A 15701-nucleotide genomic window follows, 5' to 3' on the forward strand; every position below is an offset into this window, starting at 1 on the left:
CCTACCTGCTGATCGCGTAGCAGTCGATCTCGGGCTCGCGCTCCAGCGTGCCGGACACGCCCAGAACGAAACCCGGCGCGCTTTGCAGCCGGGTCCAATGTTCGGATTTCCGGTCCAGTTCCAGACAAAGACGCTCGCCGTCATAGGGGATCTCGCGCGGCTGGGAATGCAGCGGCCGGAGCGGGATACCCGGCAGGCGCGAGGTCCAGAGCGTCTCGAACTCATCCGCCGCGCCGACCGTGACCTGACGGGTGAAAAGCTGGATCAGCCGGTCATCCGACATCTCCGAGCCGACGCGCAGCACCACCCGGCTGGAGCGCAGGAATTCGGGATTGTCGATCCGCACCTTCCAGACATTCGGGGCGTGCCGGGCGACAGGCAGGCTGCGCGACTTCGGCTCGACATGGCGCAGCGACAGGATGAGCGAGCGCAGCGCATCCGCAAGCGCCGCATAGGCGGGCCGCGGATCGGCATGGTCGTAATCGGGCAGGGTCGAGAGCCTGCGCGTCGACGATCCATAGGTCGCCATCCGCCCCGCCAGCCCGGCCAGCTCCTCGAAAAGCGCGGACGGATGGGCCTGATCCTGCGCCAGAAGATGCTGGAGCCGCGGCCGCGCGGCATTGGCAAGGTCGAGGATCAACAAGTTCTCGACCGAACGGCCCGTGCCGCCCAGCACCATCCCGCCTTGCGCCTCGATGATGCGGTCGAGACCGGTGACCAGTTCCTTCAGGAGGCCCGCATACCAAGGCGCTGCCGAAAGCCGCAGCGCGGGCGGCAGCCAGCCTTCGGTCAGGGCGACGCGGCCATCTGCGGCAAGCCCGTCGATCCCGGTAAGCGGCAGCGTCACCGCGCCGTGATCCGGCTCTCCGGGCAGGATGAGGCGGGTCGAAAGGCGCGCAAGCTCGACCTCGGCGGGCTCGGATCCGCCGCGGATCTCGTCCTCCAGCGTCACCCATTCGCCGCGCCAGCGCGCACCTGCGGGATCGGCATGGACCGGATCTATCGACGGCGCGCCCGGCTGGCGGGGCGCGATCCCCAGCCGCACGACGCCCGCGGGCGTCGCCCGCCCGACCGTCGCCGGCTGCGGGGCGGGGGCATCGGTCGGGATGCGGAAGGGCGTCCCGTCGGGCAGCAGCCCCTCGGCCTTGGCCAGCGCCACCTGCCCGGCATCGAGCGCGGCGGGGTCCAGCGCCAGCGTCACGAAACCCCATGCCTGATGCGGCAGCCCGCCCAGCATCGCCCGCAACAGCGCGGCGAAATGCCGGTCCTGCTGCTGGAAATGCTGCGGTCTGAGGAAAAGTCCCTCGGACCAGACGACGCGGTTGCCTTCGGCCATGATGCGCTCCTCAGGCGGGGGTCATGGTGACGCCGGATGGTCCTGCGGTCACGGCGAAGGCGGATTTCCCGGTCGGAGACACTGCGGCCTTCGCCCGAACCGATTTCCCCGCCGGGTTGCGATAGCCCGCGACGACCGCGACCGCCGTGGTCGAGGGATCGAGGACCAGCGCCTTGGTCGCGGTCCCGCCCGGCGCCAGCGTCACCGACTCGGCCTTGACCAGATCGGCGCCAAGCGCGGTGGCGGGATCCTGCAGGGCAAGAGGATCGGCCGCGTCGAAGGCGGCCGCGCCGCGCAGTTGCAGGATCTGCAGGGTCAGGGGCCGCCCGCTGCCGTCCGGGCCGGGATTGGCGTCGGCGGTGTTCGACAGGCTTAGATCGACCGTTCCCGGTCCCTTGGGTCCGCAGGCCGCGATCAGCGCCAGCGTTCCAAGCCCCGCAAGTGTGGCCCGGCGCGAGAAGAGGGTGCGGGTCATGTCATGTCTCCTCCTTGTTTGAAATTTCATAGGCATTGCGAAAATCCGCGCCGACCTCGCCAAGGAAGCGGTCCTCGGCCGCGCGTGCGATCTGGTTCCAGCGCTCGGCATAGGCGTCCCAGAGCAGCGCGGACTTGCCCCCCGCCATCAGCTTGCGCAGCGTCCCCGCCTCGGCCAGTTCCGCCTCGATCGCCTCGGGCGAAAAACGATCGATCATCTGGCGCAGCGCCGATTGCAGACCCTGCCAGCTTCGCATGTGGTGGTCGGCGAGGTCGCGGAAGGATTCCGCGATGGCGGCATCGGGGTCGAGATAACCGGCACCCCGATGCGCGATCAGCGCCTGTACCTGCTCCTCCGGGAGGACGAGGAATTTCAGCGGGTTGACCTCTTCCGGGCCAAGGGTGGTGCGCGCCACGCCCAACGATCCCTTTTCGCTCGCGCGGATGCGCAGCAAGGCGACCATCCCCTCGGCCAGCATCCGATAGCGGCGGCCGATCGCCTCGAGGTCGAGGTTCTCGGCCCCGGAAATCTCCAGCCCCGCGCCTTGGAGGAAGGCTTCGGCGGCCTCCACCGCCTGCCGCGCTGGCGGGTCGGAGGGGGGCGGCGGTGGCCTCGCCTCGGGACCGGCGGGCGTCGGGTCCGCGGGGTTGACCGCTGCCGGGCTGGGCGGGACCGTTGCCGGAATGGCCACCGGCGTCGGCCCCCAGCCCCAGTCGTCGGACGCGGATTCCAGCGCCTCCAGATGGGTGGAAACCGGGTCGAGGGTGAAGGGATCGTCGAAATCGGCGGGCGGACTTGCCCGCTCGACCTCGACCGGCTCGGGTGCATCGCGCCCTGTCGTCCTCTCGAAGGGCTCGGGCAGTTCGGCGGGGCGGGGCGGCGGCTCGGCGGGCGCTTCGTGCGGGGCGAAGAACGGATCGAGCCCCATCGCCGGTTCGCCGATAGCCGGCGCGGGGGAGGCGGGATCCTCTGCCGCCAGAAACTCGACCCCCAGCAGGACATCGCCCAGCCGCAGGCGCATCCCGTCGCGCAGCGCCGCGCTCTGGCCCTGGCCCAGAGGCTCGCTCGCCAGGTCGAGGAAGAGGCCGCCCGAACTGGTATCGGTGATCGTCCACCCCTCGCCCGCCGCGGCGATCAGGCAATGCCGGCGCGAGACGAATTGCTCGGGATCGACAAGGCACCAGTCGCAGCCCGGCTCGCGCCCCAGAACGGCATGGCCAGCCTCGAGCCGGAACTCGGTCTGCGGCTGGGGCAGCGGGCTCGACAGCACGATGAGACGCAGCACTCCCATCACGCGGCCCGCCTTTGATCCAGCGGCAGCGCAAGGTCGCTGCGATCGCGCGCCCCGGATGCGGCAAGCCAACCCAGCCGACCCAGCTCGACCCCGCGCCCCAGTTCCGGCGCGGGCACCGCCCCGGCGGCCAGAACAAGCCGCAGGTCGAAGCCAAGCGCCTCGCCCATGACGAATGCCAGCAGCCGGACCAGCGCGGCCCGCGCGGGACCGTCCTGCATCAGGGCGCGATATTGGGGCAGGTCCAACGGGCCGACCCGGATCTCGACCCGCGATTGGGGCTGGTAAAGGCGCGGGCCGACCACCGCGCCCGCCCCCAATCCGGCATGGGCCGACCCAAGGCGCGTCGCCAGATGCGCGGGGATGGCCTGCCAATGGGGCGCGAACTCGACGATCTCGACCCTTGCGCCAAGCTGGTCGGAGAGCAGTTCCGCAAGCGTCTCGGGACTGCGCAGACTGCCCGCGAGCGAGGTGGCGTGGCGCAGCGCCAGCTCCGGGTCGTCCAGCGAGAGCGCGGTTCCGGGCAGCCCGATCCCGGCGATGGCCGCCAGCATTGAAGCGAAGCGGCCACCGTCACCATGATCGGCGCTGACGGCGGGTTGAGCATCGGCAAAGGTCCGGTAGTAAAGCGCCATCATCCGATGTTGCAGCAGGTTGCAGAACTCCAGAAAGCTGCGATCGGCCCCCGGCTCCGCCTTGTCGTCGCCGCTGAACCAGCGCTCCGAGAGGCGTTCGAGGATGCGCCGGCTGAGATGCAGGGGCATCGGGCCTTCCGGGCCGAACAGGCCGGTGGTTTCCAGCATGATCCGGGCGGGCGCGTCGGGCTGGGCTGCGGACCATGACGAAACCTCGCAAGGGGCCGGGCCAAGCCGCACCTCCTGACCAAGGCGGGCGGGTTCCTCCTGCGCGCTGCCGGCATGGCCGAAACCCTGCGCGGCACTCTCCATCCGCCGCATCAGCTCGAAGGCCTCGACGGTGGGGGGCAGATCGGTCAGATCCGGGCGCGCAGACCGGGACGCATCGGCCATGTCACCTCCTCTTGCTTGTGGATAAGGCGGGTGCGACTGCGCACGAAGGCATTGACCGAAGCGTGACGGGCAAACAGCCGGTCAAGCAGCGCGGGCAAGAGCAGATGGCTTGCCCCCGCAAGCATGCTTTCGTCGATTTCGAGCGTGATTTCATCCCCGCGCCCGAAGGCCAGCGGGCCGGGCAGGGCGAGCCTCTCGATCACCGGCCTGCTGGAAACCGAGGCGACGGCACGCGCATGACGCGCCAGCGCCGGATCGCCGCGATCGGCGTAAAGGCCAAGCAGCGCCGCCAGAGGCGCACCGTCGCGCCCCGCTTCGGCCAGCGACAGGTGCCCCGAGGAGAGCTGCGCGACCAGCCGCCATGTCAGGTCATCGCCGCGCCGCCCCGCCGCCTGAGGCGACGGGCCGGACAGCGCCGGTTGCGGCCGGCGCATGGTACCCAGCAGCTCGACGCGGCTGACCGGCTCGGCCCCCTCGGGCGTCAGGCGCGGCGTGTCGTCGAGGATCGGGATGTCGCGATTGGTGCAAAGCGCGCGGATGTCCAGACGCCGGGGCGCCTCGCTGCTGCGCGAGACCGAGATCCACAGATCGTCGCCGGGATAGGAGCTGCGCATCTGGCCGCGCCTAACCTCGTCGCTGGCGGGACGACGGGGACGGCGCTCGGTCCACCAGCGCGCGCCAAGGCGCCTGCGCGCCTCGGGGGCGTGGACCGGGCAGAGAACCGCCGCCTCGCCCTCGCGGTCGGCATCGGCGACCCTGAGCAGGCGGAAGATCTCGAAATCGCGGGTGCGGCCGCGATCGGCATGGACCGGATGGGCGGTGGCGCGGGGCTCAAGCTCGACGAAATTGCACTCTTTCTCGAAGAGGTTGACCATCGGGACGCCGAAAAGCCGCAGATCCGCGGCCGAGAGCCCCGCAAGCCCCGGTTGCGGGCGCGAGAAGAGGATCGCGATGTCGAGGGCCTCGCCCTCGCCGCAAGCGCGGACCGCGTCGGCAAGCCCATGCAGTCGCAGGAAATGGAAGCGCTCGGGCATCAGGAAATAGTCGCGGAGCAGGCGAAACCCCTCGAAGCTTTGCCGCAGGCGCGGCGTCAGCCCTTCGCTGTCATCGACGCCGACCATGCCCGGGGGCGGCGCGATCAGGCCGGGATGCGCCCCGGCGCCGGCGGGTCGCAGGACCGTGATGATGGCATGGCCGAAGACCCCGTCCAAAAGCGCGGGCGCGCGCGGGCTTCCCGCATAGCAGATGTCCAGACGATCGAGCGACATTGCCGCAAGCCCGACCTGCCCCGCCGCCTGCAGGGTGAGGGTGATGCCCGCCTCGGCCCCGGCGACGGCGATGCCCGCCGCCGCGAGCGCGCCCCGGTCCGGCAGATAGGCGGCAGATTTCAGCGCGATCGGCCAGAGCGTCACGTCTTGCGCGGTGCTGTAGGTCGCGCGGGTCGCCAGCCCCTCATGGCTCGCGGCGGAAAAACGACTGCCACGGGCCACGACATGCCCGTTTGCCATGGTCTGCACCTGCGGGCCGGGATGGAGGACGGTCATGCACATGGCGGGCGCCGGCGCCGCGAGATCGGGCCAGAGCGTATCGAGAACGCCTGCGGTGAAACGCTGCCCCTCGGCCTCGACCTTGATCCGGGTCCGGGCGGCGAGGAAGGCCACCCCCTCCAGCAGACGCTCGACATAGGGGTCGGGGCAGGGCTGGGATTCGAGCGAGAGGTTGCGCGCCACATTGGGATGGAGGGCCGCAAACTCTCCGGCCAATTCGCGGATGTGACCCAGTTCCGCCTCGTAGGCCGCAAGAAAGGCGCGATCCATCAGCCATCCTCTAGCGCGGTCACGGCCATGCCGGTGTCCAGATCGACCGTGGTGAGCAGCCGCAGCCGTTCCGGCGCGGGCGTCATCATCAGCAGCCCCTCGATCTGGATGCGCAGGCCGACGCTGGTTCCGGGCGCGACCGTGACCCGGATCGTGTCCCGGCGCAGCCGCGGCTCATAGGTGGCAAGCACCTCGCGCAGCTCGCGGGCCAGCGCCTCATGGTCGAAATCCCCGGCGCGCCGCCCGGCAAATGAGGGCACGCCGAAATTCAGGACCGAGCGGCGGACTTGGGGGAAATCCGCAAGCAGGTCGGCCGGATCCTCGGCCCCGCTTGCGCTGCCAGCGGAGGGGTTGCGGCGTTCGAAATCGCTGAACTCATAGCGCGCCTCCAGCCGTTCGATGCCGAACAGATCCTCGATATCGCGGCGCACCGCCTCGCGCAGCCGGGCGGGCGTGACGAGGATGCCTTGCTCCTGCAAAAGCGCATGGCGCTGGCGAAGCTGGGCAAGCGCCGCCCTGTCGCGGGCTTTCTCGTCCTTCCGGTTCTCGGCGGAGGCGTCTTCCGGGTGCGCCGAGAGGGCGGCTTCCAGCCGCGCGATCTCGGCGCCGATCCCGGGCAGGTCATCGACAAGCCGGTCCCAGAGGCTAGGCTGCACCATCTCCCGCCGCGCGGCGAGGGGGGCGACGGTTTGCGGGTGTTCTGGGATCTGGCCGGCCATCTGACATTGCACCCGCGAATATCACGCGAGTTCCATCAGGTTATATTCAACCTCATGCTCGTCGCCTCCGGTCTGGTCGTCTTTCTGGACGGTGTATTTGATGCCGATATTCTTGAAGGAGATCGAAAAGCTTTCTGTAAACGAGTCGAAGCCGCCGCTCGCATTATAGGAAGTGAGAATGCAATCGGTCAGGGTGATGATCAGATAATCCAGATGCTCCTCGCCGGAATCTTTCCGTGCGGTGAAGACCACCTCGTCAAAGGCCTGCGCATTCATACAGGCGAGCGCCAGATAGGGCGAGGCCGCGTCATAGGTCTTGCTGCATACGAGATCGCCGAAACTGGCATGTGCCCCGGTATGCCCGCCGCCTTTCGCGCGCGTGGCGTGCTGGACGACGCCGAAGCTCACGGCGTCGATATCAATTTCATCCTCATGGCCTTTAAGTCGCGATTCTCCTTTGATCTTGGGAACTTTGAGGGTGCCGGTTGCCATTTGATGACTCCTCTTGAGGAAAGGCGGGGTTCAGTATCGCAAAGGCCTTCGGGCCGTGGCCGGTCCGAAGGCGAGCCTCATACCCCCTTGACCGAGGGCAGTTCGGAAACCAGCCGGAGCGAGGCGTTGATCCCCTCGAGCTGGTAATGGGGGCGCAGGTAGAAGCGCGCGGCATAATAGCCGGGGCGGCCCTCGACGCTTTCAACCCGGACCTCGGCAGCGGCCAGCGGGCGCTTGGCCTTGGCGGCCTCGTTCGCCATGGCGGTATTGGCCAGGACATAGCGGTTGATCCATTCCGAGAGCCACCGCTCCATGTCCGAGCGTTCCTTGAAAGTGCCGATCTTGTCCCGCGCGATCGCCTTCAGGTAATGGGCGAAGCGGCAGACCGGCAGCAGATAGGGCAGATTGGCCGAAAGCCTCTCGTTCGCCTGCGCGTCGGGATCGACCAGCCGCCCGGCCCGCGCCTCGCAATCCTGCAGCGTCTGCGCCCCGAGGAAGGCCGCGACATCGGTGTTCTTGCGATGCAGGATCGGCATCAGGCCGAGCTTCGCCAACTCATGCTCGCGCCGGTCGTCGATGGCGATTTCGGTCGGGCATTTCATCACCACCGAGCCGTCATCGCTGGGGAAGGTGTGGACCGGCAGGTTCGTGACGACCCCTCCAGACTCCACCCCCCTGATCCGGCTGCCCCAGCCATAGAGCTTGTGGCTGCGGTTGATATTCACCCCCATCGGAAAGGCGGCATTCATCCAGACGTAATGGTCATGCTTGCCGTCGATCACCTCGCGGAAATCGAAGCCCTTCACCGGGATTGTGTCGGGGCCATAGGGCAGGCGGGCCAGAACCCGCGGCAGCGTGAGGCCGATATAGCGCGCATCCTCGCTTTCGCGCAGGCTTTGCCACGCGGCATAATCGGGCGAGGAGGTCACCATCTTCAGGTCTTGCGGATTGGGCAATTCCTGCCAGCTTTCCATGCGAAACAGCCGGGGCGAGGCGGCGGCGATGAAGGGCGCATGGGCCGAGGCGCAGATCCCCGAAAGGTTGCGCAACAGGCCCACGTCGCGCGGATGGTGGCTGAACTCATAGGCGCCGATCAGGCTGCCGAAGGGCGCGCCGCCAAAGCTCGAATATTCCTCGGTATAGAGCTTGCGGAACATCGGGGACTGGTCCCACATCTGCCCCTCGAAATCCTCGAGCTGGTCGGCAAGTTCGTCCTTGGTGATGTTCATCACCCGGATCTTCAGCATGGTGTCGGTTTCTGTATTGTTCACCATGTAATGCAGGCCGCGCCACGCGCCCTCCATCTCACGCACCTCGGGGGCGTGCAGGATCTCGTTCATCTGCTCGCTGAGCAACTGGTCGATGCCCGCGATCAGCCCCTTGATCGAGCGCACGGCATTGCCCGAAATCGTCGCCGTGCCGGTCTTTTCCCGCGCGGCAAGGGCAAGGTTCGCGACCAGTTCGCGCAGCCGCGCGCCCTCGTCCTCGCGGACGCGGAAGTCCTTTTCCAGAAGCGAGCCGAACTCGTCCAGATCGACTTCGGCGGCTTCGGCCGCGCCTTCCGGGCTGGTCTTGAGTTCTTCGTCAGCCATGTCTCAGCCCTCCGCCTTGTCGCTGTCGGAAGCATCCTCGTCCGCGACGGCCTGCTCGGCGATGCGGGCCAGAAGCGGCTCGTCATTGAGAAGCTGGGCAATGCGCTTCTCGGCGCTGGACTTGCCGTCCATGAAGCCCAGCAACTCCTCGAGCTTGCGGCGCATCTTCATCAGCTCGGCCAGTTCCGGCACCTGCTCGGCGATGCGGTCGGGGGCGAAATCGCCCATGTTTCGGAAAGTGAGGTCGATGAACATCTCCTCGTCCGGGGCCGCCTCACCCTCCTTGCCGGGCAAGCGGTTCGGGACGCGGGCGGTGACGCGGGGCGACAGCGCCTCCATGAAGGCGGTGAACCGCCCGGCATCGACATCGACGAAACTGCGCTCGGCCGGGGGTTTCTGGGCCTCGCGGGTCGTCGATTTTCCCGAAAGCGGCGCCATCACCCCCATGACGAAGGGCAGCTCGATCGTGGTCGGACTGCCGTAATGCTCGACGTCATAGGCAATCTGGACCCGCGGGGCGCGATTGCGTTCTATTACCTTCGCCTTGCTCTCACTCATTCAGGATCACTCCGGTTTCAGACGTGTCCCGCACGCCAGATGCCCCATGGATTGCCTCGGCCGAGCTATTCGCTGGAAACTCCCGCAATGCTGCGGAACTCCTTGACGCCGCCGGGCGCGATCTCCTCGATCAATTGCAGGAAAGTCATTGGCACCATCCGCCGCATCCGCCGGGCGAGGTCCGGCAAGGGCGAGGCGGGTTCGCTGCGCTGGTAAAATTCGATGATCAGATCAAGACAGGCCTCGACCTCGGCGCGCGAGGTCAGCCGTGCGGGCAAACCCGCGGCGGGCGCAATGGGCAGGCCGGCGGGGACGGCGCCCCCGCCCTCGGCACCGTCGGGCAGGGCTTCGGTTGCGACCACGGCCGGGCGCCCGCCCGGTGCTGCAAGCGTCGCCTGCATCCGGCCCAGCACCTTTCCCAGCTCAAGAAAACGCACCGGCGGATCGGAGCCGACGCGGGCGGCCAATGCCGTCTCCAGCCTTTGCAGCGCGGCGATCGCATTCCCAAGGCCTTCCTCGACCGCCGCGACCTCCTCGGCGGCCTGATCGCGGCAGGCGCGGCAGGAGGTCATCACCCGATTGACCCGGACCTCGTGATCGGCGGCGCGGTTGGCCTGTTCGGCGGCGGAAAGCCCGGTCGCCCCCTCGGCCTCAAGCATCCCTTGCGTGATCGAGGCCGCCTCGAGATCCGCCCCGGTCACGACGGCAAGCCCACGCGGGGTCAGCAGGCTGTTATAGGCCAGATCGCCGAGGATACCGGCATCGGCATTCTCGATCTGGTGGAGCGCGTTGATCCGGCGCAGCGCCGAGGCGCGGGGATTGTCGCCGTCGCGCAGCGCGGGATGCAGGCTCTCCCACCAGTTTTCAACCGCATCGGCCAGCAGGTCCAGCCCCTCGGCCAGTCCCGCCGGGCCGCGCATATTTGTCATCAGCCGCGCGACGATCACCAGAAGGCGCAGATCGCGCCCGGCCTCGGCCAGGCTTTCGGCCTCAGCCATCAGCCGCGCCCAGTCCAGCGCGACGTCGCCCGTATTCCCTTTCCTGACCTGATCTTCGCGGACAGCGCGCGAGGCGCCGTCCAGCGCCCGTTCGAGCGCCATGAACCTCATATCATTACGAAGATCCAGACCTGCCGAATCCGGCCCGGGAATAGGCGCGAGAAACATGACAATAACCTTTTAAAGGCCGTGATATGCACGTCTCGAAACGAGCAAATCATCGCACGGAGTCTCGTTTCACGCAACGAATTCCTGTGACTGGCCCGGTCAGGGGCGCAGGTCCATGACGCGCTCGCTGACGGCAAGAATCCGGTCGGGGGCGGTCTGGCGCAATTCGGTGATCGCCTGCACGAAGGATGCCGGGGATTCCTCGGGCGGCCGCCGTTCGGGGAAAAGCGGACCCCGGCTGACGATGGCGAAAATCGCGGTCTTGCCGAAATCCTTGTCATTGACCCGCAGCGCTATCTGTCCGGCCGTCCGGCCTTCGACCGGCCAGAGCACCCGGACCACATGCAGCGGCCCGTCGGGGCTGCCGATCCGGTCGAGGCGGTTTTCATCGCTGGCATTGGGCATGATGTTCGCCACCTTGCCCTCCTGCGCGGCCGCGACCCAAAGCTCGGCATCGGGGCTGGCGGCCAGCGCCGGGGGGATCAGCACATCGGCCAGGGGATTGTCGCCCGGATGGAATATCCCCGTCAGGGAGGGTGTGTCGTCCTTGGCCTCGGAGAGGCGGATCGTGACCCCGCCATCGGGCAAACCGTCCATGGCCGCGCGGATCAGGCACAGGGTCGGGTTCAGCACCTCGATCCCGAGGCGGATCTCGCGATCCCCGAGCGCGCCGTGCAGATCCTCGGCCAGCGCGGCGCGCGCCGCCTCGACGGGCAGGCTGCCCTGCACCGTGACAGTGGCGCCGGGCATGGTTCCTGGGTCCGGCGGATCGACGGTCAGCGCGCCGCAGGTGGCATGACGCTTGAGCAGTGCCGCGATGTCGGGTTTGGCGGGCTGCGGTTCCGGCGGCGTCGGCCCGGCGGACACCGGCGGGGTCGCTTCGGGTATGGGCACAGGCACGGGCGCCGGGGCGGGTTCCGGCCGGGCCGGGATGGCGGCTACTTCGGGCTCGGGCAGGACCGGTTCCGGCGTCAGCCGCAGGTCAAGCCCCAGCCCCGCGCTCTGCGCCCAATCCTCCAGCCGCACGGTCAGGGCCGCGATATCGGCCGAGGCGCGCGGGGTGCCCGCGATCTCGACCTGCGTGGCGATCACCGCGACCGTCCATGAGGACAGATCATCAAGCAGGGGGAACAGCCCGGCGATCGCCGCAGCCCAGCCCGGAACCGGCATCCCGCGCGCCAGCGTCAGGGTTCCGGGGCCGGCATCTGCCCCGCTCGCCGCCGAGAAAGCCGCCGCGATGCGGGTCGCGGCTTCGCTGTCGGGCGCGTTCCCCTCGAGCCGGGGCGGCGGGCCGGTTTCCGCATGGAGCCGCCATTCCTCGACAAGGGGAAGGGTCGGGCTGCTGCCTCTCCAGAACCACCATCCCGCCGCCAGCAGGGCGACGACAAGACCGGCGACCAGCAGGGCACGCCCGCCGAAGCGGCGGGGCGGCGCGCCGGATGCGGGCGCCTTCCCGCCAGGGGGCGCGCGTCGCGCGGCGGCCGAGGGGCGGTCCTTCAACAAGGCGTCGAGCCGCGCGATCACCGCCGCAGCCGAGGGCGCGCGTTCGGGCAGGCGCGGCGCGGTCAGCCAATGGATCAACCCGGACAGAGGCTCCGGCAGGTCGCGAAGGTCGAGGGGTTCGGCCTTCCGGCGGATGATCTCGCCCGGCGTCGCCCCGGCATAGGGCACCGCGCCCCGCGCTGCGGCCGCCAGCATCGCGCCAAGCGCATAGAGGTCGCTGGCCGGGACCGCCTTGCCCTCGAACTGCTCGGGCGCGGCATATTCGTATTTCCCGGCAAACTGGTTGCCGATGATGGTCCGCGCCCCGGCGGCGGTGTCCTTGGCGATGCCGAAATCGATGACGGTCGCCCCCTCGACCCGGCCATCGCGCAGGATGATATTGTCGGGTGACAGGTCGCGATGCACGATCCCGCGCGCATGGGCCGCGCCAAGCGCCTCGGCGACGCGATGGGCAAGGATCAACAGCTCGCGCGGCTCCAGCCGGCGTTCGGCCATGACTTCCGAGAGCGCGGGGCCGTCGATGTAATCCATCACCAGAAAGACATGCCCCTCGGCCGAGCGCGAGCAATCGCTGTAGCGCACCACCGCGTCATGGACGATGTCGCGCATCGCCTCCTCGCGGCGCATCAGCTCGAGATAGCCTTCGTCCCCGGAATATTGCGCGGCAAGCGCCTTGATCGCCACGACGCGGCCGGTGACGAGGCTTCTGGCGCGGTAAACCTCGCCGGTGCCGCCGCGACCCAGCACCCCTTCGATGGTCCAGGTGTTGTTCAGCACCTGCCCTTCACGGAATATATCGCCCGGCAGGGCCGGGATCATTGCCGGAGTCCAGTTTCAGCCGGGGTCATGGACCAGATCCTCGCGAAAAGATTTCCGAAAACCGTGGTTTTGAAATAGACTTTGACGGGACCGATTTTTCCTTCCGCTTCCGCACAAAGCAAGCCCTGAATTCATCACTCCGATTCAACCGCCCTCTTATTCGGGATGGCCAGGATGACGACCGTGACTTCACGTGCCGCTCCGCGAGGATCCAGAGAAACCGTCAAGCGCAAGGAATTGGTGGGCAGGCTGAACCCGCAATGCCTGCGCGCATTCTCGGAAGCGGCACGCAATGCCAAACAGCGTGGCAATCCTTATGTGGAACTCGCGCATTTCATTGTGGCGCTGTTTGATCCGCCGGATCTGGATTTCGCCCTGATCGTCGCCGCCGCCGGCGCGGATGCCGCCCGGATCGAAGGCGATCTGGCCCGCGCGCTCGACGCGTTGCCCCGCGGCGCAAGCGCGGTCGAGGAGTTTTCCGACCACATCTTCCACGCCATCCAGGAGGGCTGGGCGCGGGCCTCGCTTGAGCGTGGGTCAGGTCAGGTCCGCTCGGGCGATATTCTGGTTGCCTGCCTCAAGACCCCGGTGCTGGAGGGGCTGCTTCTGCGGATCAGCCCGGAATTCGACCGCATCGACGTGGACCGCATGGCGCAGGATCTGCCCGGCATCATGGCAGGCTCGGCCGAGGAGGAGACGGCCACCGCCGACACCGCCCCCGAACCGGGCCAGCAGGCCCGCAAACCCGAGGGGGCGCTTGAGAAATACGCCACCAACCTGACCGAGCGCGCCCGCGCCGGCAAGATCGACCCGGTGGTCGGGCGCGATCCCGAGATCCGGCAGATCATCGACATCCTGATGCGCAGGCGCCAGAACAACCCGATCCTGACCGGAGAGGCGGGGGTCGGCAAGACCGCCGTGGTCGAGGGGTTTGCCCTGCGGCTCGCGCGTGGCGACGTGCCCCCCCAGCTTGCCGCCGTCGATCTGTGGCTGCTGGATATCGGGCTGATGCAGGCCGGGGCCAGCGTCAAGGGCGAATTCGAAAAGCGCCTGAAATCGGTGATCGACGAGGTGCAGGCCTCGCCCAAGCCCGTGATCCTCTTCATCGACGAGGCGCATACCCTGATCGGCGCGGGCGGCAGCGCCGGGACCGGGGACGCGGCGAACCTGCTGAAGCCCGCGCTCGCCCGGGGCGAGCTGCGCACCGTCGCCGCGACCACATGGGCCGAATACAAGCAACATATCGAGAAAGACCCCGCCCTGACCCGGCGCTTTCAGGTGGTGAAGGTCGAGGAACCCTCGGAGGCCAGCGCCGTCGAGATGCTGCGCGGCATCGCGGGCGTGCTTGAGCGGCATCACCGGGTCGAGATCCTTGACGAGGCGATCCGGGCCGCCGTCTCGCTCTCGCATCGCTATATCCCGGCGCGGCAATTGCCCGACAAGGCGATCAGTCTGCTGGACACGGCTTGCGCGCGCGTCGCGGTCAGCCAGCACGCGACCCCGGCCGAGCTTGAGGATCTGGAGCGTCGCCTGCAGATGCTGGAGATCGAAGCCGGCATCATCACGCGCGAGGCGGCAATCGGCATAGATACCGAGGACCGCGCGGCCGCAAACCTCGCCGCCCGGACTGAAACCGAGGCCGAGCGAAGCGCGGCTCTGGCCCGCTGGGAGGCCGAGAAGGCGTTGGTCAGCGATATCCTTGCGCTGCGCGCGGAACTGCGCGGCGAGGGGGTCGCATTGGAAGCGGGTGCGACGACCGGCGAGGAGGCTGCCGAAACCGTCGAGGAACCGGCGCCCGAACCCGTCGACGTCACCGACAAGCTGGCTTTGCTTCGCGCGAAGATGGCCGAACTTGCCGGCCAGCAGGGGGAAAGGCCGCTGATCCTGCCCTCGGTCGATCGGCTGGCGGTCGGGGCGGTGGTGCAGGACTGGACCGGCATCCCGCTGGGCCGGGTGCTGGCCAGCCAGACCGAACGCGCCCTCGGCCTCGCCGCGCTGCTGGGCGAACGGGTGGTCGGTCAGGATCACGCGATGGAGGCGATCGCAAGCCGGATCCGCACTGGAATGGCCGGGCTTGGCGCGCCCGAAAAGCCGGTCGGCGTCTTCATGCTCTGCGGCCCCTCCGGCGTCGGCAAGACCGAGACCGCGCTCGCTTTGGCCGATGCGCTTTACGGGGGCGAGCAGAACCTCATCTCGATCAACATGAGCGAATATCAGGAGGCGCATACCGTCTCGACCCTGAAAGGCGCGCCGCCCGGCTATGTCGGCTATGGCAAGGGCGGCGTGCTGACCGAGGCGGTGCGGCGCAGGCCCTATTCGGTCATCCTGCTCGACGAGGTGGAAAAGGCCCATTCCGACGTGCACGAGATCTTCTTTCAGGTCTTCGACAAGGGAATGATGGATGACAGCGAGGGGCGGCGGATCGACTTTCGCAATACGCTGATCCTGCTGACCTCGAATGTCGGGACCGACGAGATCATGGAGATGACGGAATCCGGCCGCTCACCCGCCGAGATCGAGGCGCTTTCCGCCGCCCTGCGTCCGCCGCTGCTGCGGGTGTTCCCGCCCGCGCTTCTGGGGCGGCTGGTGACGATCCCCTATCTGCCGCTCTCGGATACGATGATCGAGGCGATCGCGGGGCAGAAGTTGCGCTCGATCGCGCGCAGGCTCGGCGCGGCTCATGGGGCGGAGCTGGTCGTGGGTGAGGGGGTGATGGACCTGATTCGCGCCCGCTGCACCGAGGTCGAATCCGGCGGGCGGATGATCGACACCATCCTGACTGGCAGCCTGCTGCCCGAACTCAGCCGCAAGGTTCTCGAGGCGCGGCTGGAGGGTCAGACCATCTCGCGCGTCAGCGTCACGGGCGGGGCGGACGGCTTTGCCTATGCGATCGAATAGGCGCGGC

The 15701-nt window shown here is 68.2% G+C and carries 12 protein-coding genes; 1 reads left to right on the plus strand and 11 read right to left on the minus strand.

Going from position 1 to position 15701, the window contains the following annotated elements:
* Window position 1: 1 nt before the first annotated feature.
* The 11 genes from tssK to VNQ78_RS08710 all read right to left on the minus strand — a co-directional run bounded on the left by tssK (window position 2) and on the right by VNQ78_RS08710 (window position 12796).
* The gene (tssK, locus tag VNQ78_RS08660; RefSeq protein ID WP_325688702.1) at window positions 2-1336 is read right to left on the minus strand and encodes a type VI secretion system baseplate subunit TssK; all 1335 of its coding nucleotides are present in this window, start codon (window positions 1334-1336) and stop codon (window positions 2-4) included.
* A 10-nt stretch (window positions 1337-1346) separates the two neighbouring features.
* The gene (gene tssJ / locus VNQ78_RS08665; protein WP_325688704.1) at window positions 1347-1811 is read right to left on the minus strand and encodes a type VI secretion system lipoprotein TssJ; all 465 of its coding nucleotides are present in this window, start codon (window positions 1809-1811) and stop codon (window positions 1347-1349) included.
* A gap of 1 nt (window position 1812) precedes the next feature.
* Window positions 1813-3102 (minus strand): type VI secretion system-associated FHA domain protein TagH, encoded by a 1290-nt coding sequence (gene tagH, locus VNQ78_RS08670; protein WP_325688706.1) that lies wholly within the window; start codon window positions 3100-3102, stop codon window positions 1813-1815.
* Complete coding sequence (gene tssG / locus VNQ78_RS08675) at window positions 3102-4130, minus strand: type VI secretion system baseplate subunit TssG (RefSeq protein WP_325688708.1); 1029 nt, start codon at window positions 4128-4130, stop codon at window positions 3102-3104. The genes tagH and tssG overlap by 1 nt, the downstream gene beginning before the upstream one ends.
* On the minus strand, window positions 4094-5947 hold the full coding sequence (gene tssF, locus VNQ78_RS08680; RefSeq protein WP_325688710.1) for a type VI secretion system baseplate subunit TssF: 1854 nt from the start codon (window positions 5945-5947) through the stop codon (window positions 4094-4096). Before tssF ends, tssG begins: the two co-directional genes overlap by 37 nt.
* On the minus strand, window positions 5947-6666 hold the full coding sequence (locus VNQ78_RS08685) for a type VI secretion system baseplate subunit TssE (RefSeq protein ID WP_325688712.1): 720 nt from the start codon (window positions 6664-6666) through the stop codon (window positions 5947-5949). The genes tssF and VNQ78_RS08685 overlap by 1 nt, the downstream gene beginning before the upstream one ends.
* Window positions 6667-6687: 21 nt before the next feature.
* Entirely contained in the window at window positions 6688-7158 is a 471-nt protein-coding gene (locus tag VNQ78_RS08690) for a type VI secretion system tube protein Hcp (RefSeq protein WP_325688714.1), read from the minus strand.
* A 77-nt stretch (window positions 7159-7235) separates the two neighbouring features.
* Entirely contained in the window at window positions 7236-8750 is a 1515-nt protein-coding gene (gene tssC, locus VNQ78_RS08695; RefSeq protein ID WP_325688716.1) for a type VI secretion system contractile sheath large subunit, read from the minus strand.
* A 3-nt stretch (window positions 8751-8753) separates the two neighbouring features.
* Window positions 8754-9308 (minus strand): type VI secretion system contractile sheath small subunit, encoded by a 555-nt coding sequence (tssB, locus tag VNQ78_RS08700; RefSeq protein ID WP_325688718.1) that lies wholly within the window; start codon window positions 9306-9308, stop codon window positions 8754-8756.
* A 65-nt stretch (window positions 9309-9373) separates the two neighbouring features.
* A complete protein-coding gene (locus tag VNQ78_RS08705; protein WP_325688720.1) occupies window positions 9374-10474 on the minus strand; it encodes an ImpA family type VI secretion system protein in 1101 nt (366 codons plus the stop codon).
* Between the two features lie 99 nt (window positions 10475-10573).
* Entirely contained in the window at window positions 10574-12796 is a 2223-nt protein-coding gene (locus VNQ78_RS08710; protein WP_325688722.1) for a protein kinase domain-containing protein, read from the minus strand.
* Between the two features lie 174 nt (window positions 12797-12970).
* On the opposite strand from VNQ78_RS08710, the gene tssH reads away from it, so the two are divergent.
* Window positions 12971-15694 carry a type VI secretion system ATPase TssH gene (gene tssH / locus VNQ78_RS08715; RefSeq protein ID WP_325688724.1) on the plus strand — a complete coding sequence of 908 codons (2724 nt, stop codon included), beginning with the start codon at window positions 12971-12973 and terminating at the stop codon, window positions 15692-15694.
* Window positions 15695-15701 lie beyond the last annotated feature (7 nt).

It is taken from the genome of Paracoccus sp. (in: a-proteobacteria) (genome assembly GCF_035556475.1).
Classification (GTDB): Bacteria; Pseudomonadota; Alphaproteobacteria; order Rhodobacterales; family Rhodobacteraceae; genus Paracoccus.